Raw genomic sequence first — 23745 nt, 5'->3', positions numbered from 1 at the left:
TCTCTAGCTGACACACCGCTATCGGGGACAAGCCCTCTCCCACAGGCAGTTAGCCGATAGTCATCAAACTGGCGTTACCGCCGGCAGCAGCGGTGTTAACGCTCAGCGCACGCTCGATCACCAGGCGCTCCAAGGCAATTGTGGTCTCGCCTTGGGACAAACCATGTACCCCGACAATCGCGCCACCACGCTGGGCCACTTGCTGGCACACCGCACGCAGTTGGTCGGAATCACCGTGGTGCAGGACTGCGTCGAACACCACCTCGTCCTTGGTCCAGTCGGCAACCCGCTTGATCTTCGCCTGAATGTCCTTCGGCAGGCGTGGGAACAAGGCCTTGGTCAGGTCAGTTTCCGGCCAGACCGCCGAACCGCCGACGGCCAATACCGCCGCCAACTGAGTCAGCAGATCGCCTTCCACGTCCGCCAGGCACAGTACGTGCTCGCGAGGCAGGATGGCGTAGCTGTTGCGCTCGCCGGTGGGGCCGGCCAGTTGGCGAGTGATACCGCTCTGGGATTGAGCGGCGAATTGGCTGCACACGGCGCTCAATTCGCTGAACTGATTGCTGTCGGCCCAGGTTTTCAGGGCGGTCAGCGGTTGGCTCATGGCGTCACGCAGGCGTACGTCCGGTGCCGCCAACTTGTCGCCGCGGACGAAGGATTGCTCGATCGCATCAGTAGGACGGGTCGACAGCAGGCGGTACAGGTACAGCGGGCCACCGGCTTTCGGGCCAGTACCCGACAGGCCTTCGCCGCCGAACGGTTGCACGCCGACCACGGCACCGACGATGTTGCGGTTCACGTAGACGTTACCGGCATTGACGTTGTCGATCACCTTGGCGATGGTCTCGTCGATGCGGGTGTGCACGCCCAGGGTAAGGCCATAGCCGGAGGCGTTGATCTGGCCGATGAGCTGGTCGATCTCCTTGCGCTTGTAGCGCACCACGTGCAGAACGGGGCCGAAGATTTCACGCTGCAGTTCGTCGAAGCTTTCCAGTTCGATCAACGTCGGCATCACGAAGGTGCCGCGCTTGATCTCCTCACCGTCGGCAATCGCCACCTGATACACAGTGCGGCCTTTGTCGCGCATGGCCTGGATGTGTTTCTCGATACCGGCCTTGGCTTCAGCGTCGATCACCGGGCCGATGTCGACGGACAGGCGCTCCGGGTTACCCAGGCGGCATTCTGCCATGGCGCCCTTGAGCATTTCGATCACGCGGTCTGCCGAATCTTCCTGCAGGCACAGTACGCGCAGGGCCGAGCAACGTTGGCCGGCGCTGTCGAAGGCCGAGGACACCACGTCGATGACCACTTGTTCGGTGAGTGCCGAGGAGTCGACGATCATTGCGTTCTGGCCGCCGGTTTCGGCGATCAGCGGGATCGGACGGCCCTGGGCGTCCAGGCGGCCGGCGACGTTGCGTTGCAGCAAGCGCGCGACTTCGGTGGAGCCGGTGAACATCACGCCTTTGACGCGATCATCACCTACCAGGCGGGCACCGACTGTTTCGCCCTGGCCCGGCAGCAGTTGCAGCACGCCTTCCGGAATGCCGGCTTCGAGCAGGATGCGCACGGCTTGGGCGGCGACCAGCGGGGTTTGTTCCGCCGGCTTGGCCAATACCGGGTTACCGGCGGCCAGTGCAGCAGCCACTTGACCGCTGAAAATCGCCAGCGGGAAGTTCCACGGGCTGATGCAGACGACCGGGCCCAGTGGGCGGTGGGCGTCATTGGTGAAGTCGTTGCGTGCCTGCACCGCGTAATAGCGTAGGAAGTCCACGGCTTCGCGCACTTCGGCGATGGCGTTGGCGAAGGTCTTGCCGGCTTCGCGGGCCAGCAGGCCCATCAGCGGTTGGATCTCGCCTTCCATCAGGTCGGCAGCACGTTCCAGGATCGCGGCGCGCTCGGCGGGCGGAGTGGCCTGCCAGATCGGACCGGCGCTGATGGCGCACTGGATGGCGTTGTCGACGTCCTCGACGGTGGCTTCCTGCACGTGGCCGACCACATCACGCAGGTCGGACGGGTTCAGCACCGGCGTTGCAGGTTGCTCGCTGGTGGCGCAACCGAGCATCGGCGCCGCTTTCCAGTTGTTGTGGGCAGTGGCCAGCAGGGCGCAGGACAGCGAGGCCAGGCGATGTTCGTTGGCCAGGTCGATACCGGCCGAGTTGGCGCGGTCGCTGCCATACAGGTCGCGCGGCAATGGAATGCGCGGGTGTGGCAGGCCGAAGCCGCCTTCCAGCGTGGCCATTTGCTCGATGCTGGCCACTGGATCGGCCACCAGCTCCTGGATCGAGATGGACTGGTCGGCGATGCGGTTGACGAACGAGGTGTTCGCACCGTTTTCCAGCAGGCGACGAACCAGGTAAGCCAACAGGGTTTCGTGGGTGCCGACCGGTGCGTACACGCGGCACGGACGGTTCAGCTTGCCATCGGCAACCTTGCCGACAACTTGCTCGTAGAGCGGCTCGCCCATGCCGTGAAGGCATTGGAACTCGTACTGGCCGGGGTAATAGTTCTGACCAGCAATATGGTAGATGGCCGACAAGGTGTGGGCATTGTGCGTGGCGAACTGCGGGTAAATGACTTCCGGCACCGACAGCAGTTTGCGTGCACAGGCAATATAGGAAACGTCGGTGTAAACCTTGCGTGTGTACACCGGGTAGCCTTCCAGGCCTTCGACCTGGGCGCGCTTGATTTCGCTGTCCCAGTACGCGCCTTTTACCAGGCGGATCATCAGGCGATGGCGGCTGCGACGCGCCAGGTCGATCACGTAGTCGATCACATACGGGCAACGCTTCTGGTAGGCCTGGATCACGAAACCGATGCCGTTCCAACCGGTCAGTTGCGGCTCGAAGCACAGGCGCTCAAGCAGGTCCAGGGACAGCTCCAGGCGATCGGCTTCTTCGGCGTCGATGTTCAGGCCGATGTCGTATTGCTTGGCCAGCAGGGTCAGGGACAGCAGGCGTGGGTACAGCTCGTCCATCACGCGCTCGTACTGCGCGCGGCTGTAGCGCGGGTGCAGCGCCGACAGCTTGATGGAAATGCCCGGGCCTTCATAAATCCCACGGCCGTGGGAGGCTTTGCCGATCGAGTGAATGGCTTGTTCGTACGAGGCCAGGTACTTCTGCGCATCGTGCTCAGTGAGTGCGGCTTCACCGAGCATGTCGTAGGAATAGCGGAAGCCTTTTGCTTCGAACTTGCTCGCGTTGGCCAGGGCTTCGGCGATGGTTTCGCCGGTGACGAACTGCTCGCCCATCAGGCGCATGGCCATGTCGACGCCCTTGCGGATCATCGGCTCGCCGCTCTTGCCGATGATGCGGCTCAGGGACGAGGTCAGGCCGGCTTCATTGTGGGTGGCGACCAGTTTACCGGTCAGCAGCAGGCCCCAGGTCGCGGCGTTGACGAACAGCGACGGGCTGTTGCCCAGGTGCGGCTGCCAGTTGCCGGTGCTGATCTTGTCGCGAATCAGCGCGTCGCGGGTGCCTTTGTCCGGGATACGCAGCAGCGCTTCGGCCAGGCACATCAGGGCCACGCCTTCCTGGGAAGACAGCGAAAATTCTTGCAGCAGGCCCTGAACAATCCCGGCACGGCCGCCAGCGCTTTTCTGATTGCGCAGTTTTTCGGCAATCGAGGCCGCCAGCTTGTTAGTGGCTTCGGCCATCGGCGCCGGCAGGCGGGCCTGCTCGATCAGCATGGGCACCACTTCCGGCTCCGGGCGACGGTAAGCGGCAGTGATCGAGGCGCGCAGCACGGATTGCGGCAGGATGCTCTCGGCGAACTCCAGGAAGCACTGGTGAGCATGATCGGCCTGGACTTCGCCAGCGTCGTCAGTGTCCTTGCTGCTCAAACCATTGAGCTCGGTCAGGGTTGCACCACCCTCCAGTTTCTCCAGGTAATTGAAAATCGCCTGCTTGATCAGCCAGTGCGGCGTGCGATCAATGGAGGTCGCGGCAGCCTTGAGGCGCTCGCGGGTCGGGTCGTCAAGTTTGACCCCAAGGGTGGTCGTAGCCATTTTGTTATCCTCATGGGTGCCACTACCGAGTGGCATTAGCTGGCGGCAAGATTAGCTTTGCGCTAGCAGAGGTGCAACCGGGTGCAACCCATTTTCTTCATGATTTTTTCGATCGTGATCGGGAAAAAAACTGACCATCGACGGAATCCGCTTCGCCTTGGTGCATTTTCTTCTGAGATCAGCCGTTCTTGCTCCGAAAAGGAGCAAAAACACGGTGTTTTGCGCAAAACACACGTAGGTGCAACTTATTCCCAAGAAACTGGTTGCACCTTATTTGCTTTGTTGAATAGCATTCGCGCCCAAGGTGCAACCGGCTTATCGGCTCGGTTCATCGGCTGACGGCTTTCCTGGGGAAACGTCAGTCATAAATGCGCGGCACGCAGCTACGTCTACCTACTTCCAATAGGTGGCTGGCTGACAGACCGCCGCTACATAAAAACAAAGCCAGGGCGTCACTCTTATGAGCGTAAGTAATCCAACCCTGATCACGTTCGTGATCTACATCGCAGCAATGGTGCTGATCGGCTTCATGGCCTATCGCTCCACCAACAACCTTTCCGATTACATCCTGGGCGGTCGCAGCCTCGGTAGCGTGGTGACTGCCTTGTCGGCCGGCGCTTCCGATATGAGCGGCTGGTTGTTGATGGGCCTGCCGGGCGCAATCTACATGTCTGGCTTGTCGGAAAGCTGGATCGCCATTGGCCTGATCGTCGGTGCCTACCTCAACTGGCTGTTCGTCGCCGGTCGCCTGCGGGTACAGACCGAGCACAACGGTGATGCCCTGACCCTGCCGGATTACTTCTCCAGCCGTTTCGAAGATAAGAGCGGCCTGCTGCGGATCATCTCCGCAGTCGTAATCCTGGTGTTCTTCACCATCTATTGCGCATCCGGCATCGTGGCCGGTGCCCGCCTGTTCGAAAGTACCTTTGGCATGTCCTACGAGACTGCCCTGTGGGCCGGCGCAGCAGCGACAATCGCCTACACCTTCGTCGGTGGTTTCCTGGCAGTGAGCTGGACTGACACGGTACAAGCCACGCTGATGATCTTTGCGCTGATCCTCACGCCGATCATCGTGTTGTTGGCCACCGGTGGTGTCGACACTACCTTCCTGGCGATCGAAGCCAAGAACCCTGACAACTTCAACATGCTGAAGAACACCACCTTCATTGGCATCATTTCGCTGATGGGCTGGGGCCTGGGTTACTTTGGCCAGCCGCACATCCTCGCGCGCTTCATGGCGGCGGATTCGGTGAAGTCGATCGCCAACGCGCGTCGCATCTCCATGACCTGGATGATCCTGTGCCTGGGCGGCACCGTGGCGGTGGGCTTCTTCGGTATCGCCTACTTCTCGGCGCACCCGGAAGTCGCGGGTCCGGTCAACGAGAACCACGAGCGCGTGTTCATCGAACTGGCCAAGTTGCTGTTCAACCCATGGATTGCCGGCGTGCTGCTCTCGGCCATTCTGGCCGCGGTGATGAGCACCCTGAGCTGCCAGTTGCTGGTGTGCTCCAGCGCCCTGACCGAAGACTTCTATAAAACCTTCCTGCGTAAAAACGCCTCCCAGATTGAGCTGGTGTGGGTCGGTCGCCTGATGGTGCTGGTGGTGGCGCTGATCGCTATCGCCATGGCCGCCAACCCGGAAAACCGCGTGCTGGGCCTGGTGAGCTACGCCTGGGCGGGTTTCGGCGCCGCGTTCGGCCCTGTGGTGCTGATCTCGGTGATCTGGAAAGGCATGACCCGCAACGGCGCACTGGCCGGTATCCTGGTTGGCGCGATCACAGTGATCGTGTGGAAACACTTTGAATTGCTGGGCCTGTACGAAATCATCCCAGGCTTCATTTTCGCCAGCCTGGCGATCTACTTCGTGAGCAAGATGGGCGCACCGACGGCAGGTATGGTCGAGCGTTTTGATGCAGCGGAAAAAGACTACAATCTCAACAAGTAATTCGTTGGGCGTTAAGCGCCTGATGAGTTGAAAGAAGGCCCGCGTCCTACGGATAGCGGGCTTTTTTTTGCGTGCGTTTTACGCCGCTCCGAGGAGGATTCCGACGCGCCTGTGTAGGGTTTTACTGATTTGTCTGGCGCGTGCTCGGCAGCCTGGAGCAGTGATGCAAAATCGGCGCTCCACCCCTCGCAGAGAAACACCGGATGTTCGCTCCTGCCAATCAAAGTCTCTTCACCCTGTCCCTCGATGGAGAACCCAGTGAACTCAAGGTCTTCGAGTTCCGTGGGGTTGAATCCATCAGCCAGCCCTATCGTTTTGAGCTCGAGCTGGTCAGCGAGCAAGCCGACCTTGACCTGGAGGGCTTGCTGCATCACCCGGCGTATCTCGGCTTCGATGATCACGGCCAGGGTGTTCATGGCCTGGTCTACCGGGTGGCACAGGGCGATTCTGGCCGGCGCCTGACGCGTTACCAGATGACGCTTGTGCCTCAGCTTGCCTACCTGGCGCACAGCAGCCACCAGCGGGTTTTCCAGCACAAGACCGTGCCGCAGATTGTTGCGCAAGTACTGGAGGGGCAGGGCATCCAGAGTGATCGCTTCGAATTCCAACTCAGCGGCGCCTACCCCGAACGCGAGTATTGCGTGCAGTTTGGCGAGACAAATCTGGCGTTCATCCAGCGACTTTGCGCGCAGTTGGGCATTCACTATCACTTCCAGCATTCGACCGAGGGGCATTTGCTGGTGTTTGGTGATGACCAGACGGTCTTTGCCCAGGCCGACCGGCCTACGCCGTATGCCCCCGGTTCCGGAATGGTGGCGGATACCGCGGCTATCAAGCGCTTTGCGGTGCACGTGCAGACCCGCACAACCGCAGTGAACCTGCGCGATTATGACTTTCGCAAACCAGGCCTGGCGCTGGAAAGTGCAGTGGTTGGCGAGCAATTGCCGAAGCTTGAAGTGCAGGGTTATCCCGGCCATTTCAGCGATCGCGCCCATGGTAAATACCTCGCGCAGCGGGGCCTGGAGCGGCATCGCAGCGACTACTGCATCGCGCGTGGCAAAGGTGATGAACCGGCATTGGCCAGTGGCCGGTTCCTCAAGCTGAGCGGTCACCCACGCGGTGAATGGAATGACCTGTGGCTGGTCACGCAAGTGACCCACGAGGGCAAGCAACCGCAGGTGCTGGAAGAGGCGGTGACCGAGGTGGCAGGCGCGGATTTTCACCAGGGTTATCGCAATGAGTTTGTCGCCGCGCCGTGGGATGTGATCTTTCGCCCACCCCTGGATGAGCAGGCGCGCCCGGTGATCTCGGGTTATCAACATGCCGTGGTCACCGGCCCCGCCAACAGCGAGATCCATTGCGACGAGTATGGCCGGGTCAAGGTGCAAATGGCCTGGGATCGCGTCGGTGAGCATGACGATCATGCCAGCTGCTGGCTGAGGGTTGCCAGCGGTTGGGCGCATGATCGCTATGGTTCGGTGCTGATCCCGCGAGTCGGCATGGAAGTGCTGGTGGGCTTCGTCAATGGCGACATGGATATGCCGCTGGTGATGGGTTGCTTGCCCAACGCGGCGACCCAGGTGCCCCTCGATCTGCCGGCGGACAAGACCCGCAGTATCTTGCGCAGCCAGAGTAGCCCAGGCGGCGGTGGCTATAACGAGCTGCGCATCGAGGATCGCAAGGGGGCCGAGGAAATCTACCTGCGTGCCCAGCGGGACTGGACCCAACATGTGTTGCACGATCACAGGGTGACAGTGGGCGGCGAGTCGCACCACGAACTGCAAGGCCAAGAGCAGCGCATCACCCACGGCAACCGCTTCACCGACCTCAAGCAGGACGATCACCTGGTGGTGAGTGGCTCGCAGCAGATGCGTGCCGGGCAGTCGATCCACATAGGTGCAGGGCAAAGCGTTGTTATCGATGCGGGGGCGACGGTCACGCTTCAGGCCGGTGGGCAGTCGATCACGCTGTCTGCCGGCGGCATTTTCAGCAGCGTACCGATTCAGTTAGGTGGTTCGCCCGTACCCGCGGCGGCGCCATTGATGCCTGGGCTCAAGGAAGCGTTGCTGGCTGTTATTCCAGCCCCCCTCAGCCGAGTGCAAGTGGCCAGCCTGAAGCGCAACGCGCCGTTTTGCGAAGAGTGCGAACGTTGCAGGAACGGCCAATGCAACCTCACCTGAGTTCCATCTTGGGGCTTTGACCTTAAAAGGACTTGATGCCGATGTTACCCACCTTGCTTGCTGGTGAAAAAATCTTTGCGGTCATGGGGGCTGCCAGTGAGGCCAGGCCCTTGGAGGCTTGGCGTACGCTCGTCGGTGGAGCCCCGCCGCGTCCCGTTTGGGCCGGTACGGCCTATGCGACATGGGAGGAGGTGATGCCCTACGTGGGGGTCGTTGAGCCGGGCAGTCCTTTCCTCGAATGGGCCGCTTCCACTGACGCTACCGATTGGGGGTGGCTGGCTCTATCGTCCAGCCCATTGGAGGAGGTGGTTGCACACCTGCAAAGCCTGACCAAGGTGCATCTGCCCGATGGCCAGGCGGTGTTTTTGCGCTTTTGGGACGGGGCGCAGTTTCTGCCGGTCATCCAGCAGTGGGGTGCTGAAATATTGCCGGTTTTCAAGCACTACCTGGTTAATGGCCATTCGCTGACAGTTGTAACGGGGCCGGTCACTGCCGCCAAGGCGAGTCCATGGTGGCGAGTGCCTGCGGCGTTAGTGGAGCACCTGGCCGAGCAGTCGCCGCAGACCCTCATCCACAACCTGCTGCAATGGCTCGAAGAACAACGCCCCGACCTTCACACCGCCTTCGCAGCGACGACCTTGCAGCACAAGGTCGCCTACTTCATGCGCGGCCCGAATATCAGCTATCAGGCGCTGGCCGAGGCCCTGGCCTCAGAGCTGGGTTGATCCCAGTGCCTGCTGCAGGTCTTCGATCAGGTCTTCGATCGCCTCGATGCCCACCGACAGGCGAATCATTTCCGGCTTCACACCGGCCTTGGCCTGTTCCTGCTCGTTCATCTGCCGGTGCGTGGTGGAGGCGGGGTGGCAGGCCAGGGACTTGGCATCGCCGATGTTCACCAGGCGCTTGAAGATCTGCAGGGCGTCGTAGAAGCGCACACCGGCTTCATAACCGCCTTTGAGGCCGAACGAAAGGATTGCCGACGGTTTGCCTTGCACATATTTCTGCGCCAGTTCGTGGTGTGGATGGTCTGGCAGGCCGGCGTAGCTGACCCATTCCACATCGGTGTGCCCTTGCAGGAACTGCGCGACTTTCAGGGCGTTTTCAGTGTGACGCTCCATGCGCAACGCGAGGGTTTCCAGGCCTTGCAGCAGCAGGAACGCGTTCATCGGAGCCAGCGCGGCGCCCGTGTTACGTAGCGGCACGGTACGGGCGCGGGCGATAAAGGCGGCCGGGCCGAACTTTTCGGTGTAGACCACGCCGTGATAGGCCGGCTCGGGCAGGTTGAGGCCGGGGAATTTCTCCGGGTAATCGGTCCAGGGGAAGGTGCCGCTGTCGACGATCACGCCGCCCAGGGCGTTGCCGTGGCCGCCGATGTATTTGGTCACCGAGTGCACGACGATATCGGCGCCGAACTGGATCGGCTTGCACAGGATCGGCGTGGCCACGGTGTTGTCCACCACCAGCGGCACGCCACGGGCATGCGCGACGTTGGCGAGCGCTTCGATGTCGATGATATTGCCCGCGGGGTTGCCGATGCTTTCGCAGTAAACCAGCTTGGTGTTGTCATCGATCAGTTCGGCAATGGCCTCGGCAGAGTCATCGCGGGCGAAGCGCACGTCGACGCCAAAGCTGGGCAATAAATGCGCGAACAACGTGTAGGTGCCGCCATAGAGCTGTGGGGTGGTGACGATATTGTCGCCGGCACGGGTGAGGGTCTGGATCGCATAGTGGATCGCCGCGCTGCCCGCCGACACCGCGAGGGCGGCAATACCGCCTTCGAGCGCGGCGATGCGCTGCTCCAGCACGTCGTTGGTGGGGTTCATGATGCGTGTGTAGATGTTGCCGGGCACGTCCAGGTTGAACAGGTCGGCGCCGTGCTGGGCGTTGTCGAATTCGAAGGCGACGTTCTGGTAGATCGGCACGGCCACGGCCTTGGTGGTCGGGTCCGATTTGAAGCCGTGGTGCAGTGCAATGGTGGCGTCTTTCATGGTGGTTTTTGACCTCCCTGGATGTGTTGAGCGCCCATTTGACCGTGTAGGCGCGGGCGTGCCGGCGATAGCATCACCGCGGAACATGGGTAATACCCCGTCGCCTGCATGGCGGGCAAGCCCGATCCCACCTAACCCGCTAGACCGTTTTCGGTGAGGCTCCTGCGTTTGCGACATAAGCACCGCCCGGCACGCCGCCCTGCACCAAAGCCTCGGTAAAAGGTAAACTTCGCCCCCTGCGCAGGAGCAACCATGAATTATCGTCACGCCTTTCACGCCGGCAACCATGCCGATGTCTTCAAACACCTGACCTTGACTCGCCTCATCGCCTTGATGTCGCGCAAGGAACAGCCGTTCGCCTACCTCGACACCCATGCCGGGATCGGTCTGTACGACCTGCAGGGCGACCAGGCCAACCGCACGGGTGAGTACCTGGAAGGCATCGCCCGCCTTTGGGGCGAACGCGACCTGCCACCGCTGACCGCCGACTACATGCGCGTGCTGCACGAGATGAACCCGGATGGCGAGTTGCGCTACTACCCCGGTTCACCGGAGCTGGCACGACGCCTGACGCGCCCTCAAGACCGTGTTTTGCTCAATGAAAAACATCCGGAAGACGGCGTGCTGCTCAAGGACAACATGAAGGGTGATCGCCGCGTCAAAGTGCACCTGGGCGAAGGCTGGCATGTACCGCGTGCCCTGCTGCCGGTGCCGGAAAAGCGCGCGTTGATGCTGATCGATCCGCCGTTCGAGAAGCTCGACGAAATGCAACGCTGTGCCGCGTCCCTGAAGGAAGCCGTAGGTCGCATGCGCCAGACCGTCGCGGCCATCTGGTACCCGGTAAAAGACCAGCGCATGCTGCGTCGTTTCTACCAGGACCTGGCCGGCACCGGTGCGCCGAAGTTACTGCGCGTGGAATTGCTGGTGCATCCACTGGACACCCCCAATACCCTGACCGGCTCGGGCCTGGCGATCGCCAACCCGCCGTGGGGCCTGGAAGAGGAACTGCGCGAGTTGCTGCCATGGCTGTCCAAAAAGCTTGGGCAGACCCAGGGTGGGTGGCAGATGGATTGGCTGATCGCTGAGTAACGGGTGGTCTATCAAGGCGCTATCGCGGGCAAGCCCGCTCCCACATGGAGACGCGATCAAATGTGGGAGCGGGCTTGCCCGCGATGCTTTTAGCGTCAGATCGGGCAGGTCACGCCTGTGCCGCCAATTCCGCAATAACCCTGCGGATTCTTCGCGAGGTATTGCTGGTGGTACGCCTCGGCGAAGTACACCGTCGGTGCCTCTTCGATTTCGGTGGTAATCACACCCAGGCCGGCCTTCGTCAATTCACCTTGATAGGCCTCTGCACTGGCCTTCGCCGCCGCCAGTTGCTCGGGCGTGGTCGCGTAGATCACTGAGCGGTACTGGCTGCCGATATCGTTGCCCTGGCGCATGCCTTGGGTCGGGTTGTGCAGTTCCCAGAACATCTTCAGCAGATCTTCGTATTTCACTTTGGCCTGGTCATACACCACCAGCACCACTTCACTGTGGCCGGTGAGGCCCGAGCAGACTTCTTCATAGGTGGGGTTAGGCGTGTAGCCGCCGGCGTAGCCGACCACGGTACTCACCACGCCATCGCGCTGCCAGAAGCGGCGCTCGGCGCCCCAAAAGCAGCCGAGGCCGAAGATCGCAAAGCCGACGTCATCAAGGAACGGGCCGAGCAGCGGGTTGCCGTTGACGAAGTGAGTCTCTGGCAGCGCCATCGGCGTTTCACGGCCAGGCAGAGCTTGTTCTTGAGTAGGCAGCACGTTTTTGTTCACCAGAATTTCCGAGCGCAAGACCATGATCAGTCCTCTCAGTCAGATTGAGTTGGGTAAGAATTCAGACAGCCAGTGTGCCCGAGTGTTACGACGCTGTCAGGCGATTGGCCCGCGCGGGTAGCGTTTAAGCATCGCCAGCAGCTCTGCACCGGGGATCGGCCGGTCGAACAGGTAACCCTGGCCCACATCACAACGGTGCCGGCGCAGGAATGCCAGTTGCTCGGCGGTCTCGATGCCTTCGGCGACCACCTTGAGCTTGAGGTTGTGGGCCATGGCGATCACTGCGGAGGTGATTTCCATGTCGTCCTGGTTATCCGGGATTTCGTGGATAAAGCTGCGGTCGATCTTGATGATGTCGATGGGGAATTTTTTCAAGTAACTCAGCGACGAGTAACCGGTGCCGAAGTCGTCCATGGCCAGGGTCAGGCCAAAGCTTTTCAACTGATCCAGTTGCAGCCGCGTGTCTTCAGTGGCCTCCAGCAGCAAGCCTTCGGTCAGCTCCAGCTCCAGCAGGTTGGCGGGCAGTTGTTCTTCCTTGAGGATCGTGGCAATCGAAGCGACGAGGTCCGGGTCGGAGAACTGCTTGGGCGACAGGTTGATTGCCACCTGGAGGTTGCCCATGCCTGCGGCGGTCAACTGCCGGCTCATGCGGCAAGCCTGGCGCGCGATCCATTTGCCGATGGGGATGATCAGGCCGGTCTCTTCAGCCACGCTGATGAATTGGTCGGGGCGGATCATGCCCTTTTCCGGATGATTCCAGCGCAGCAGGGCTTCCATGCCCAGCAGGCGACCGCTGCGCAGGCACAGCTTGGGCTGGTAGAACACGTCCAGCTCGTTCTGGGTGAGGGCGCGGCGCAGGTTGTTCTCGACGAACAGCTTGTAGCTGGCCTCGGCATTCAGCGCCTCAGTGAACACTTGTACCTGGTGTTTACCGTTGGCCTTGGCCTTGTGCAGTGCCAGGCCGGCGTTGCGCATCAGGGTCTGTGGGTCGCGACCATGCAATGGCGCGCAGGCCAGGCCCACGGAACCGGTGACGCTGATCAATTGGTTGTCGACGAACATCGGCTTGTCGAGGGTCGCCAGCAGTTGGCTGGCCACCTGCTGGCCGCTCTCCAGGTCGGTGTCATCGAGCAACACCGCAAACTCGTTACTGGCAAAACGCGCCAGGCTGCCGCTGGCACTCAGGCTGTTACGCAAACGGCGCGCCAGGCTGATCAGCAGTTTGTCGCCGGTCTGGTGGCCGAGGCTGTCGTTGATGCGCTTGAAGTTGTCGATGTCCACCAGCAACAGGCTGATCGGGCTGTCGCTGTCACGGGCAAAGCGTTCGTCGAGGTTGCGGATGAACGCCGGGCGGTTGCCCAGGTTGGTCAGGTTGTCGGTGTAGGCCAGGCGCTCGATGCGCTGCTGGGCCAGCTTGGTCTGGGTGATGTCTTCGTAGATGCCGATGTAGTGCGTCAGCTCACGGTTGTCGCCGTACACCTTGGAAATCGACAGCTGGCCCCAGTAGGGTTCCAGGTTCTTGCGCCGGCTCTTGAATTCGCCCTGCCAGCTGTTGCTCTTGGCCAGGCTCGACGGCGCATCGAAGAGCAATTCGCTGAGGTTCTCCAGCGCCGGCAATTGGGCCAGGCGGTGGCCGTGAACCTCTTCGGCGCTGTATTGGGTGATCGCGGTAAAGCTTGGGTTAACGTACTCCACCACACCGTCGCAGTTGACCAGCAGAAAGGCGTTGGCGCTTTGTTCCACGGCTCGCTGGAACAGGTGCAGGGCGCTGGTGGCGGTGCGGCGATTGTGGTTGTTGATCACTTGCGCGAACTGGTCGGCCAGCTCGCCGGCAAAAGCAATCTCATCGGCCTGCCAGGCGCGCGTGCTGCCGCTTTGCTCCAGGCACAACACACCTACCACCTGGCCGTCGACGCGAATGCTGGCGTCCAACATGGCGTGGATGTCCTTGGCGCGCAGGTTGTCGGCCATTTCACGGGTGCGTGGGTCCCGCATCGCGTTGGTGGCGTCGATGGCCCGGCTGGTGTGCAGGGCTTCGAGGTAATCCGGGAAGCAGCTTGCATCGATGGGTTCGGGCAAGTGGTGCTGCTGGTTGTCGCGGTGGTAGGCCGAAATCGGCACCAGGCGCTGGCCTTCCAGGTTCCAGATGCTGGCGCAGTCGATCTGGTAGATATCGCACGCGCTGCGGGTGATCAGCTCGGCGGCTTCTTGCAGCGAGTTATTGGTGGTGTAGCGATGGCGGGCCAGCAGCAGGATCAGCTCCTGTTGGGCACGCACCCGCTCCAGGTGCTGCAGCTGTTCCTGCTGGGCGCGCTGGTTGAGCTCCAGGGCGATCTGCAGGCGGCTGTTCTGGTTCTCCAGGTCCGCCGTAGGGGCTGTGGTAGGGATTTCACTGAATAGGCCATCGACCACCATCAGGTAGCCGCGCAACAGGTGGCGATTGTGTTGTTTGTAGGCTTCGCCCATTTCCAGCAGGCTCAGCGGGCCGTCGCTGGTGTGCAGGGTGTAGCGCACCAGGTAGTGAGGGCTCTGGGTCAGTTGCTGCTGGATGGTGTCGTGCAGCTCATAGCGCGCCTGGGGCTCCATCAAGCTGGCGTAGGGAGTGCCGATCAGGGCACACAACTCCACCGCCGGCAGGCCGAATTGGCGCTCGCAGTTGGGGTCGAGGTAAAGGAGCGCCCAGCTTGCCTCATTAAGCCGCTCGAAACGCAGCATACCGAGGCGCGAAGGCACCGGTAACTGCGTCACTACCTCGGCCGCCATTCGGGCGACATCGGGTTGGCTTTTCATGGGGGAGACTCACTTGAAATAACGCGCACGGCGCCGGGCTCACGCCCTCTTTTCTGTTGCCTGCGGCAAGGTTGCATCATGCGGCGCGGGCTGACAAGAGAGGATGAAGGCTAAGTGCTATAAGGGGGTTATCGGCCGCGAGAGGGATTTCTACAGTCGAGGTGATGGAAGGTGTACAAACCTGTTTTGCGTGTCCAGCTTCCTGCGCGAAACCAGGCAAAAAAAGCCCCGCCAAGTGGCGGGGTTGAGGTACGAGCGTGGCGCTCGAAAATCGTTGCAGCCAGGCCTCCCCGGTGAAGAGGAGGCCCCTGCGGCTTACAGCAGGATAGTGCGGATATCGTTCAGCAGTTGGCTCAGGCGCTGCGTGAAGCGTGCAGCTGCGGCGCCGTTGATCACGCGGTGATCGTAGGACAACGACAGTGGCAGCATCAGCTTCGGCTGGAACGCTTTACCGTCCCACACAGGCTGGATAGTGGCCTTGGACACACCCAGGATCGCCACTTCCGGCGCGTTGACGATTGGCGTGAAGCCAGTGCCGCCAATGTGACCGAGGCTGGAGATCGTGAAGCATGCGCCCTGCATATCGTCCGGGGTGAGCTTCTTGTCGCGGGCCTTGGCAGCCAGTGCAGCAGCCTCAGCGGCGAGCTGCAGCAGGCTCTTCTGGTCGACGTTCTTGATGACCGGTACCAGCAGGCCGTCCGGGGTGTCGACCGCAAAGCCGATGTGCACGTACTTCTTGCGAATGATCGCCTTGCCGCTTGGTGCCAGGGAGCTGTTGAAGTCCGGCAGTTCCTTGAGCAGGTGCGCGCAGGCCTTGAGCAGCAATGGCAGCACGGTCAGTTTCACGCCAGCCTTCTCGGCCACGGCTTTCTGCGCAACGCGGAAAGCTTCCAGGTCGGTGATGTCGGCCTGGTCGAACTGAGTCACGTGCGGGATGTTCAGCCAGCTGGCGTGCAGACCTGCCGCGCCGATTTGCATCAGGCGGGTCATCGGCACTTCTTCGATTTCACCGAAGCGGCTGAAGTCCACGGTGCGGATCGGCGGAATACCCGAACCACCGGTAGCGCCGCCGGCAGCAGGCGCTTCCTTGGCTTTCTGCATCATGGCTTTGACGTAAACCTGCACGTCTTCCTTCAGCACGCGACCGTGAGGGCCAGTGGCCGACACAGCGCTCAGCTCGACGCCGAACTCACGGGCCAGCTGACGCACGGCAGGGCCGGCGTGAACCTTGGCACCGCTTGGCGCTGGAGCGGCAGCAGCAGGGGCCGCAGCAGCCTCGGCTTTGGCAGCCGGTGCCGGGGCGGCAGCGGCCGGAGCCGCCTCAGCCTTTGCAGCCGGTGCAGCAGCGGGTGCTGGAGCAGCAGCAGGCGCAGCGCCTTGTACTTTCAGCTTGAGGATGAAGTCGCCAGTGCCGACTTCGTCTTCCAGCTTGACCGCGATGCTTTCCACCACGCCGGCAGCCGGCGAAGGGATTTCCATGGAGGCCTTGTCGGACTCCAGGGTGATCAGCGACTGGTCGGCTTCGACGGTATCGCCGACCTTGACCAGCAGCTCGATGATCTTGGCCTTGCCCGACGAACCGATGTCCGGGACGTGAATGTCCTGGACAGTGGCGGCGGCAGGTGCAGCGGCCGGGGCGGGAGCCGCCTCGGCAGCAGCAGGTTTTTCAGCGGCAGGCGCGGGTGCAGCAGCGGCAGCAGGGGCTGCCGCAGGGGCCGCATCAGCGGCACCTTCGATTTCCAGCTCCAGCAGTTCGTCGCCTTCTTTCAGGCGGTCGCCCAGCTTCACTTTCAGGCTCTTGACCACGCCAGCCTTGGGAGCAGGAATTTCCATGCTCGCCTTGTCCGATTCCAGGGTCAGGATGCTCTGGTCGGCTTCGACGGTGTCGCCGACCTTCACAAACAGCTCGATTACTTCACCTTCACCGCTGCCGATGTCAGGTACGCGAATGAGTTCGCTCACAAAAAGTCTCCTCAGCAGTCCAGTGGGTTGCGTTTTTCCGGGTTGATCCCGAACTTGACGATAGCGTCTGCCACTACCTTAGGTTCGATCTCACCACGGTCAGCCAAGGCTTCCAGGGCTGCCAACACCACGAAATGACGGTCGACTTCGAAGAAGTGACGCAGCTTCTTGCGGCTGTCACTGCGGCCGAAACCGTCGGTGCCCAGGACTTTGAATTCCTTGGACGGGACCCACTGGCGAATTTGTTCAGCAAACAGTTTCATGTAGTCGGTCGACGCGATCACCGGGCCTTTACGGCCGGTCAGGCACTCTTCGACGAAGGTGCGCTGTGGCTTCTGGCCAGGGTGCAGGCGGTTGTGACGCTCTACGGCCAGGCCGTCGCGACGCAGTTCGTTGAAGCTGGTAACGCTCCATACGTCAGCACCGACATTGAATTCGTCACGCAGGATCTTCGCCGCTTCACGCACTTCGCGCAGGATGGTGCCGGAGCCCATCAGCTGTACGTGGTGTGCCGCTTCCTTGGTGTCTTCTTCGAGCAGGTACATGCCCTTGATGATGCCTTCCTCGACACCGGCCGGCATGGCTGGCTGCTGGTAGGACTCGTTCATCACGGTGATGTAGTAGAAAACGTCCTGCTGCTCTTCGGTCATCTTCTTCATGCCGTCCTGGATGATCACCGCCAGCTCGTAGCCGTAGGTTGGATCAAAGGTGCGGCAGTTCGGGATGGTGGCAGCCAGGATGTGGCTGTGACCGTCTTCGTGTTGCAGGCCTTCGCCGTTCAGCGTGGTACGGCCGGCGGTGCCGCCGATCAGGAAGCCACGGGTACGGCTGTCGCCTGCTGCCCAAGCCAGGTCGCCGATACGCTGGAAGCCGAACATCGAGTAGAAGATGTAGAACGGCAGCATCGGCTGGTTGTGGCTGGAGTACGAAGTACCGGCAGCGATGAAGGAGCTCATGGCGCCCGCTTCGTTGATGCCTTCTTCGAGGATCTGGCCCTTCTTGTCTTCCTTGTAGAACATCACCTGGTCTTTATCGACTGGCTCGTAGAGCTGGCCGACAGAGGAGTAGATGCCCAACTGACGGAACATGCCTTCCATGCCGAAGGTACGGGCTTCGTCCGGGATGATCGGGACGATGCGCGGGCCGATGTCCTTGTCCTTGACCAGTTGCGCGAGGATCCGCACAAAGGCCATGGTGGTGGAGATTTCACGGTCGCCCGAGCCATCCAGGATCGCCTTGAGGGTATCCAGTGGCGGGGTCGGCACGCTGAAGCTGTTGGCGCGACGCTGTGGCACGAAACCACCCAGTGCGGCGCGGCGCTCGGCCAGGTAACGGGCTTCGGCGCTGTTCGGCTCTGGCTTGAAGAACGGCAGGTTCTCCAGCTCTTCGTCCTTGACCGGGATGTCGAAGCGGTCGCGGAACAACTTCAGGCTGTCGACGTCGACTTTCTTGGTGTTGTGCGCAGTGTTCTTCGCTTCGCCGGCACCGGTGCCATAACCCTTGATGGTCTTGGCCAGGATGACAGTCGGTTGCTCTTTGTGATTGACCGCTTCGTGGTACGCCGCGTAGACCTTGTACGGGTCGTGGCCGCCACGGTTGAGTTTCCAGATCTCGTCGTCGGACAGGTCGGCAACCATCGCCTTGAGTTCAGGCGTGTTGAAGAAGTGTTCACGAACGAACGCGCCGTCTTTGGCCTTGTAGTTCTGGTACTCGCCGTCGATGACTTCGTCCATGCGACGTTGCAGGATGCCGTCGACGTCCTTGGCCAGCAGTGGGTCCCAGAAACGGCCCCAGATGACTTTGGTTACGTTCCACTGGGCACCGCGGAACACGCCTTCGAGTTCCTGGATGATCTTGCCGTTGCCGCGAACCGGGCCGTCGAGGCGCTGCAGGTTGCAGTTGATGACGAAAATCAGGTTGTCCAGCTTCTCGCGGCCAGCCAGGGAGATGGCGCCCAGGGATTCCGGCTCGTCACACTCGCCGTCGCCCAGGAAGCACCAGACTTTCTGCTTGCCTTCAGGGATGAAGCCACGGGCTTCCAGGTACTTCATGAAACGTGCCTGGTAGATCGCCTGGATCGGGCCCAGGCCCATGGATACAGTCGGGAACTGCCAGAAATCGGGCATCAGCCAAGGGTGCGGGTACGACGACAGGCCGTTACCGTCCACTTCCTGGCGGAAGTTGTTCATGTGTTCTTCGGTGATGCGGCCTTCCATGAACGCACGGGCGTAGACGCCTGGCGAGGTGTGGCCCTGGAAGTAGATCAGGTCGCCGCCGTGTTCGTCGGTCGGGGCCTGGAAGAAGTAGTTGAAGCCGATGTCATACAGGGTTGCGCTGGAAGCGAAGCTGGAGATGTGACCGCCCAGGTCCGAATCTTTCAAGTTCGTGCGCATTACCATCGCCATGGCGTTCCAACGTACCAGCGAGCGAATGCGGCGTTCCATGAACAGGTCGCCAGGCATGCGTGCTTCGTGGGTAACGGGAATGGTGTTGCGGTATGGCGTAGTGATGGCGTAAGGCAGTTGCGAGCCGCTGCGGGTCGCAAGTTCGCCCATACGGGTCATCAGGTAGTGAGCACGGTCTTCGCCTTCTTTGTCGAGAACCGATTCCAGGGCGTCCAGCCATTCCTGGGTTTCGACGGGATCGAGGTCTTGCATGGCTTGCTCCAGGGCGGAAAGGCTACCAGAATCGGTTGCCTGAAGTTTGCGACTGGCCTTGTGGGCAGACGACATAAATTCTTGGATGGCCGAAGGTTGCTTCGGCGTCCTGTAGTTTTACTACAAATCGTCGGCCATTTCAGCCTTTCGAATGTATATACGAGTAGTAAAACTACACAAGACTGAGCGTATGGCTCGGTCTGGCTGGTGAGCATAATCGTTATTGTTGATCTTTTGCGAACAAGAAAAGGTGAAAGTTTGATGTTGGCTGCCAAAATGAAATTAATTTCAGCTATTTCTAACCTTTGTTCGACAGTCCTTCACCGAGCGTGGTTCTTGCGTTCACAGCAACACGCCATTTACACGCCGATCAAGGATAGACCATGAGCCTTCCAACACTGGCTGAATTACCCGCCATTCTCTTGCCAAAAGCCCAGCGGGCCGAGCAGTCATTTCGTGACGCAGTGGCCGCGCTGGACGACGATCATGGACTTTCTGCGTGGACGCCGCAACGGTGGGCCGACTTCGTCCGCGTGTGTGGAGCCAGTGATTTCGTCATTGAACAGAGTGTTCGTGACCCTTTGATGTTGCTGGAGCTGGTGGCCTGGGGCGAGCTGGACCGCGGCTTCGCGCCCGGCGAGCTGTGTGGGCAAATAGCTGGTGCCGTGCAACAAGCCGAAACAGAAGACGAGCTGGGTCGTGTACTGCGTCGCCAGCGCACACGCCAGCAAGTGCGCATCATCTGGCGCGACCTGACCCGCCAGGCGGACCTGGTGCAAACCTGTCGTGACCTCTCCGATATGGCGGACGCCAGCATCGACCAGGCCTACCAGTGGCTGTACCAGCGCCACTGCGTGCAGTTCGGCACGCCTACCGGGCGGCGCAGTGGCGAGCCGCAGCACATGGTCATCCTCGGCATGGGCAAGCTCGGTGCGGTGGAGCTGAACCTCTCGTCCGATATCGACCTGATCTTCGCCTACCCCGAAGGCGGCGAAACCGTGGGCGTCAAACGCTCCCTGGACAATCAGGAATTTTTTATTCGCCTTGGTCAAAAACTGATCAAGGCCCTCGACCCGATGACCGTCGATGGCTTCGTGTTTCGCGTCGACATGCGCCTGCGTCCCTACGGCTCGGCGGGCGCGCTGGTGCTCAGCTTCAACGCGCTGGAGCAGTACTACCAGGACCAGGGCCGCGACTGGGAACGCTACGCGATGATCAAGGCACGGGTCGTTGCCGGCGACCAGGTAGCGGGCGCGCAACTGCTCGACATGCTCCGGCCATTCGTCTACCGCCGTTATCTGGACTTCTCCGCCATCGAAGCGCTGCGCACCATGAAGCAATTGATCCAGCAAGAAGTGCGGCGCAAAGGCATGGCCGACAACATCAAGCTGGGCTCGGGTGGTATCCGCGAAGTGGAGTTCATCGCCCAGGCATTCCAGCTGATCCATGGCGGGCGCGACCTGAGCCTGCAGCAGCGGCCGCTGCTCAAGGTACTCGGTACCCTGGAGGGCCAGGGCTACCTGCCGCCCGCTGTGATTGCCGAATTGCGCAATGGCTACGAATTCCTGCGTTACACCGAGCACGCTATCCAGGCGATAGCCGACCGCCAAACACAAATGCTGCCCGATAGCCCGGAAGACCAGGCGCGCATTGCCTTTATGCTGGGGTTTGCCGACTGGGCGGCTTTCCATGAGCGCCTGATGTACTGGCGCGGTCGTGTGGACTGGCATTTCCGCCAGGTGATTGCCGATCCTGATGAAGAAGAGGGCGAAGAAAGCGAATTGGTAGTGGGCGGTGAGTGGTTGCCGCTGTGGGAAGAGTCCCAGGACGAAGACGCCGCCTGTCGCCAATTGGCCGAGGGCGGCTTCAGCGACGCGACCAAGGCTCTCAAGGCGCTGGCCGGACTGCGCAACAGCCCGCAACTGCGCGCCATGCAGCGCCTGGGCCGCGAACGGCTGGATGCGTTTATCCCGCGCCTGCTCGCCCAAGCGGTCGAGCACGCCAACCCGGACCTGGTGCTGGAACGCGTGCTGCCATTGGTGGAGGCCGTCGCCCGGCGTTCCGCCTACCTGGTACTGCTCACGGAAAACCCCGACGCCTTGCGTCGCCTGTTGACCCTGTGCGCCGCCAGCCCGTGGATCGCCGAGCAGATCACGCGTTTCCCGCTGCTGCTCGACGAATTGCTCAACGAAGGCCGCCTGTTCAAACCGCCGTTGGCGCCGGAGTTGGCGGCCGAGTTGCGCGAGCGCCTGACGCGCATCCCGGAAGACGACCTCGAGCAACAAATGGAAGCCTTGCGTCACTTCAAGTTGGCCCACCGCCTACGCGTCGCCGCCTCGGAAATCGCGGGCAGCCTGCCGTTGATGAAGGTCAGCGACTACCTCACCTGGCTCGCCGAGGCGATTCTCGAGCAAGTGCTGGCCCTGGCCTGGCGCCAGACCGTCGCGCGCCACGGCTCGCCGCAGCGGTTGGACGGCACCCTGTGCGATCCCGGGTTCATCATTGTCGGTTATGGGAAAGTCGGCGGGATCGAACTGGGGCATGGTTCGGACCTGGACCTGGTGTTTATCCATGATGGAGATCCCCAGGCGGAAACCGACGGCGCCAAGCCCATCGACGGCGCGCAGTTCTTCACGCGCCTGGGCCAGCGCATCATTCATTTGCTGACCACCCAGACCAACTCGGGACAGCTGTATGAAGTGGACATGCGCCTGCGACCTTCCGGTGCCTCCGGGCTGCTGGTCAGTTCCCTGGGGGCGTTTGATCGTTATCAACAAAATGAAGCCTGGACCTGGGAACATCAGGCCCTGATCCGCGCCCGGGTGCTGGTGGGCAGCCGGGATGTGGGCGAGGCATTCGAGCAGGTACGGGCTAAAGTATTGGGGCGCGAACGGGACCTGGTGAAGCTGCGCCAGGAGGTCAGTGAGATGCGCGCCAAGATGCGTGACAACCTGGGCACCAAGGGCACGGCGGCCGGCACCGGCGCCAATGCCTTCGAAGCCACGGCGCTGTTCGACCTCAAGCAGGATGCCGGAGGTATCGTCGATATTGAATTTATGGTGCAATACGCGGCTTTGGCGTGGTCTGCGCAACATCCTTCGTTGCTGCGCTATACCGACAATATCCGCATTCTGGAAGGCCTGGAGCAGGTAGGCTTGATGCCCGCCGCCGACGCCCATCTGCTGCGCGAGGTGTATAAGGCCTACCGTTCCGCTGCACACCGCCAGGCCTTGCAGAACGAGGCCGGTACGGTAGCCGGGGATCAGTTCGCCGACGAACGGCGCCAGGTGATGCGAATCTGGCAGGAGCTGGGGTTGAGCTGAAACACTATTACGGCGGGGAGGCATAGGCCTCCCCGCATCGTTTGTGGAAACTACATGAATATTCTGATCGTTGGGCCCAGTTGGGTCGGTGACATGGTGATGGCGCAGACACTGTTCCAGTGCCTGAAGCAACGTCATCCCGACTGCCAAATCGACGTGCTCGCCCCTGAGTGGAGCCGGCCGATCCTTGAGCGCATGCCCGAGGTGCGCAAGGCCTTGAGCTTCCCGCTCGGCCACGGTGCCCTGGAACTGGCGACCCGCCGTCGCATCGGTAAATCCCTGGCGGGTGCTTACGACCAGGCGATCCTGCTGCCCAACTCGCTCAAATCCGCACTGGTGCCGTACTTTGCCGGCATCCCCAAGCGCACCGGCTGGCGTGGCGAGTTTCGCTACGTGCTGCTCAATGACGTGCGCACGCTGGACAAGGCCCGCTACCCACTGATGATCGAACGCTTCATGGCCCTGGCCTACGCGCCGGGCGCCGAGTTGCCCAAGCCGTACCCGCGCCCGAGCCTGCAGATCGACCCGCTGAGCCGCGACGCCGCCCTGGCCAAGTTCGGCCTGACCCTGGATCGCCCGGTATTGGCCTTGTGCCCCGGCGCCGAGTTTGGCGAGTCCAAGCGCTGGCCGTCAGAGCACTACGCCAAGGTCGCCGAGACCAAGATCCGCGAAGGCTGGCAGGTGTGGCTGTTTGGTTCGAAGAAGGACCACCCCGTGGGTGAGGACATTCGCCAGCGCCTGATCCCTGGCCTGCGCGAAGAAGCCGTGAACCTCAGTGGCGACACATCCCTGGCCGAGGCCATCGACCTGCTGTCCTGCGCCGATTCGGTGGTGTCCAACGACTCCGGCCTGATGCACGTGGCCGCAGCGCTGAACCGCCCCTTGGTGGCGGTGTACGGTTCCACCTCGCCGGGCTTCACCCCGCCGCTGGCCGACCAGGTCGAAGTGGTGCGCCTGGGCCTGGATTGCAGCCCGTGCTTTGATCGCACCTGCCGTTTCGGTCACTACAACTGCATGCGCCAATTGCTGCCGCAGCCGGTGAACGAAGCCTTGCAGCGGTTGCAAGGCTCTGTGGTCGAGGTCCGATAG

13 protein-coding genes are annotated in these 23745 nt (G+C 61.6%); 7 read left to right on the top strand and 6 right to left on the bottom strand.

Annotation, left to right across the window (positions count from 1 at the left end):
* Positions 1 to 49 precede the first annotated feature (49 nt).
* Entirely contained in the window at positions 50 to 4003 is a 3954-nt protein-coding gene (putA, locus tag CQ002_RS12630) for a trifunctional transcriptional regulator/proline dehydrogenase/L-glutamate gamma-semialdehyde dehydrogenase (protein WP_105161546.1), read from the bottom strand.
* Positions 4004 to 4084: 81 nt separating this feature from the next.
* On the opposite strand from putA, the gene CQ002_RS28155 reads away from it, so the two are divergent.
* The 4 genes from CQ002_RS28155 to CQ002_RS12615 all read left to right on the top strand — a co-directional run bounded on the left by CQ002_RS28155 (position 4085) and on the right by CQ002_RS12615 (position 8853).
* A complete protein-coding gene (locus tag CQ002_RS28155) occupies positions 4085 to 4342 on the top strand; it encodes a hypothetical protein (RefSeq protein ID WP_146117465.1) in 258 nt (85 codons plus the stop codon).
* A 121-nt stretch (positions 4343 to 4463) separates the two neighbouring features.
* Entirely contained in the window at positions 4464 to 5948 is a 1485-nt protein-coding gene (putP, locus tag CQ002_RS12625) for a sodium/proline symporter PutP (RefSeq protein WP_034105830.1), read from the top strand.
* A gap of 203 nt (positions 5949 to 6151) precedes the next feature.
* A complete protein-coding gene (locus CQ002_RS12620) occupies positions 6152 to 8128 on the top strand; it encodes a type VI secretion system tip protein VgrG (RefSeq protein WP_105161547.1) in 1977 nt (658 codons plus the stop codon).
* A 35-nt stretch (positions 8129 to 8163) separates the two neighbouring features.
* Positions 8164 to 8853, top strand: a complete 690-nt coding sequence (locus tag CQ002_RS12615) for a DUF4123 domain-containing protein (protein ID WP_105161548.1) — start codon at positions 8164 to 8166, stop codon at positions 8851 to 8853.
* Here the strand turns inward: CQ002_RS12615 and CQ002_RS12610 are convergent.
* A complete protein-coding gene (locus CQ002_RS12610) occupies positions 8839 to 10116 on the bottom strand; it encodes an O-acetylhomoserine aminocarboxypropyltransferase/cysteine synthase family protein (protein WP_105161549.1) in 1278 nt (425 codons plus the stop codon). The genes CQ002_RS12615 and CQ002_RS12610 overlap by 15 nt on opposite strands.
* A 252-nt stretch (positions 10117 to 10368) precedes the next feature.
* On the opposite strand from CQ002_RS12610, the gene CQ002_RS12605 reads away from it, so the two are divergent.
* A complete protein-coding gene (locus tag CQ002_RS12605; protein ID WP_034105821.1) occupies positions 10369 to 11205 on the top strand; it encodes a 23S rRNA (adenine(2030)-N(6))-methyltransferase RlmJ in 837 nt (278 codons plus the stop codon).
* A gap of 95 nt (positions 11206 to 11300) precedes the next feature.
* Here the strand turns inward: CQ002_RS12605 and msrA are convergent, their stop codons facing one another.
* From msrA to aceE, 4 genes are all read right to left on the bottom strand, one after another.
* Positions 11301 to 11948 (bottom strand): peptide-methionine (S)-S-oxide reductase MsrA, encoded by a 648-nt coding sequence (msrA, locus tag CQ002_RS12600; protein WP_034105819.1) that lies wholly within the window; start codon positions 11946 to 11948, stop codon positions 11301 to 11303.
* Positions 11949 to 12020: 72 nt separating this feature from the next.
* The gene (locus CQ002_RS12595; RefSeq protein ID WP_034105817.1) at positions 12021 to 14714 is read right to left on the bottom strand and encodes a bifunctional diguanylate cyclase/phosphodiesterase; all 2694 of its coding nucleotides are present in this window, start codon (positions 14712 to 14714) and stop codon (positions 12021 to 12023) included.
* Between the two features lie 315 nt (positions 14715 to 15029).
* Positions 15030 to 16676 (bottom strand): dihydrolipoyllysine-residue acetyltransferase, encoded by a 1647-nt coding sequence (aceF, locus tag CQ002_RS12590; RefSeq protein ID WP_034105815.1) that lies wholly within the window; start codon positions 16674 to 16676, stop codon positions 15030 to 15032.
* 11 nt (positions 16677 to 16687) lie between these two features.
* Positions 16688 to 19333, bottom strand: coding sequence for a pyruvate dehydrogenase (acetyl-transferring), homodimeric type (gene aceE / locus CQ002_RS12585; RefSeq protein WP_034105812.1), 2646 nt, complete (start codon positions 19331 to 19333; stop codon positions 16688 to 16690).
* 383 nt (positions 19334 to 19716) lie between these two features.
* Between aceE and glnE the strand changes: the two genes are divergently transcribed.
* Positions 19717 to 22656, top strand: coding sequence for a bifunctional [glutamate--ammonia ligase]-adenylyl-L-tyrosine phosphorylase/[glutamate--ammonia-ligase] adenylyltransferase (gene glnE, locus CQ002_RS12580; protein ID WP_034105811.1), 2940 nt, complete (start codon positions 19717 to 19719; stop codon positions 22654 to 22656).
* A 54-nt stretch (positions 22657 to 22710) separates the two neighbouring features.
* Entirely contained in the window at positions 22711 to 23745 is a 1035-nt protein-coding gene (waaF, locus tag CQ002_RS12575) for a lipopolysaccharide heptosyltransferase II (RefSeq protein ID WP_034105809.1), read from the top strand.

The sequence above is a fragment of the Pseudomonas sp. MYb13 genome, from assembly GCF_002980075.1.
Lineage (GTDB): Bacteria > Pseudomonadota > Gammaproteobacteria > Pseudomonadales > Pseudomonadaceae > Aquipseudomonas > Aquipseudomonas lurida.
The sequence above is the reverse complement of the archived record's forward strand: the minus strand, read 5'-3'. Positions and strand labels throughout refer to the sequence as shown.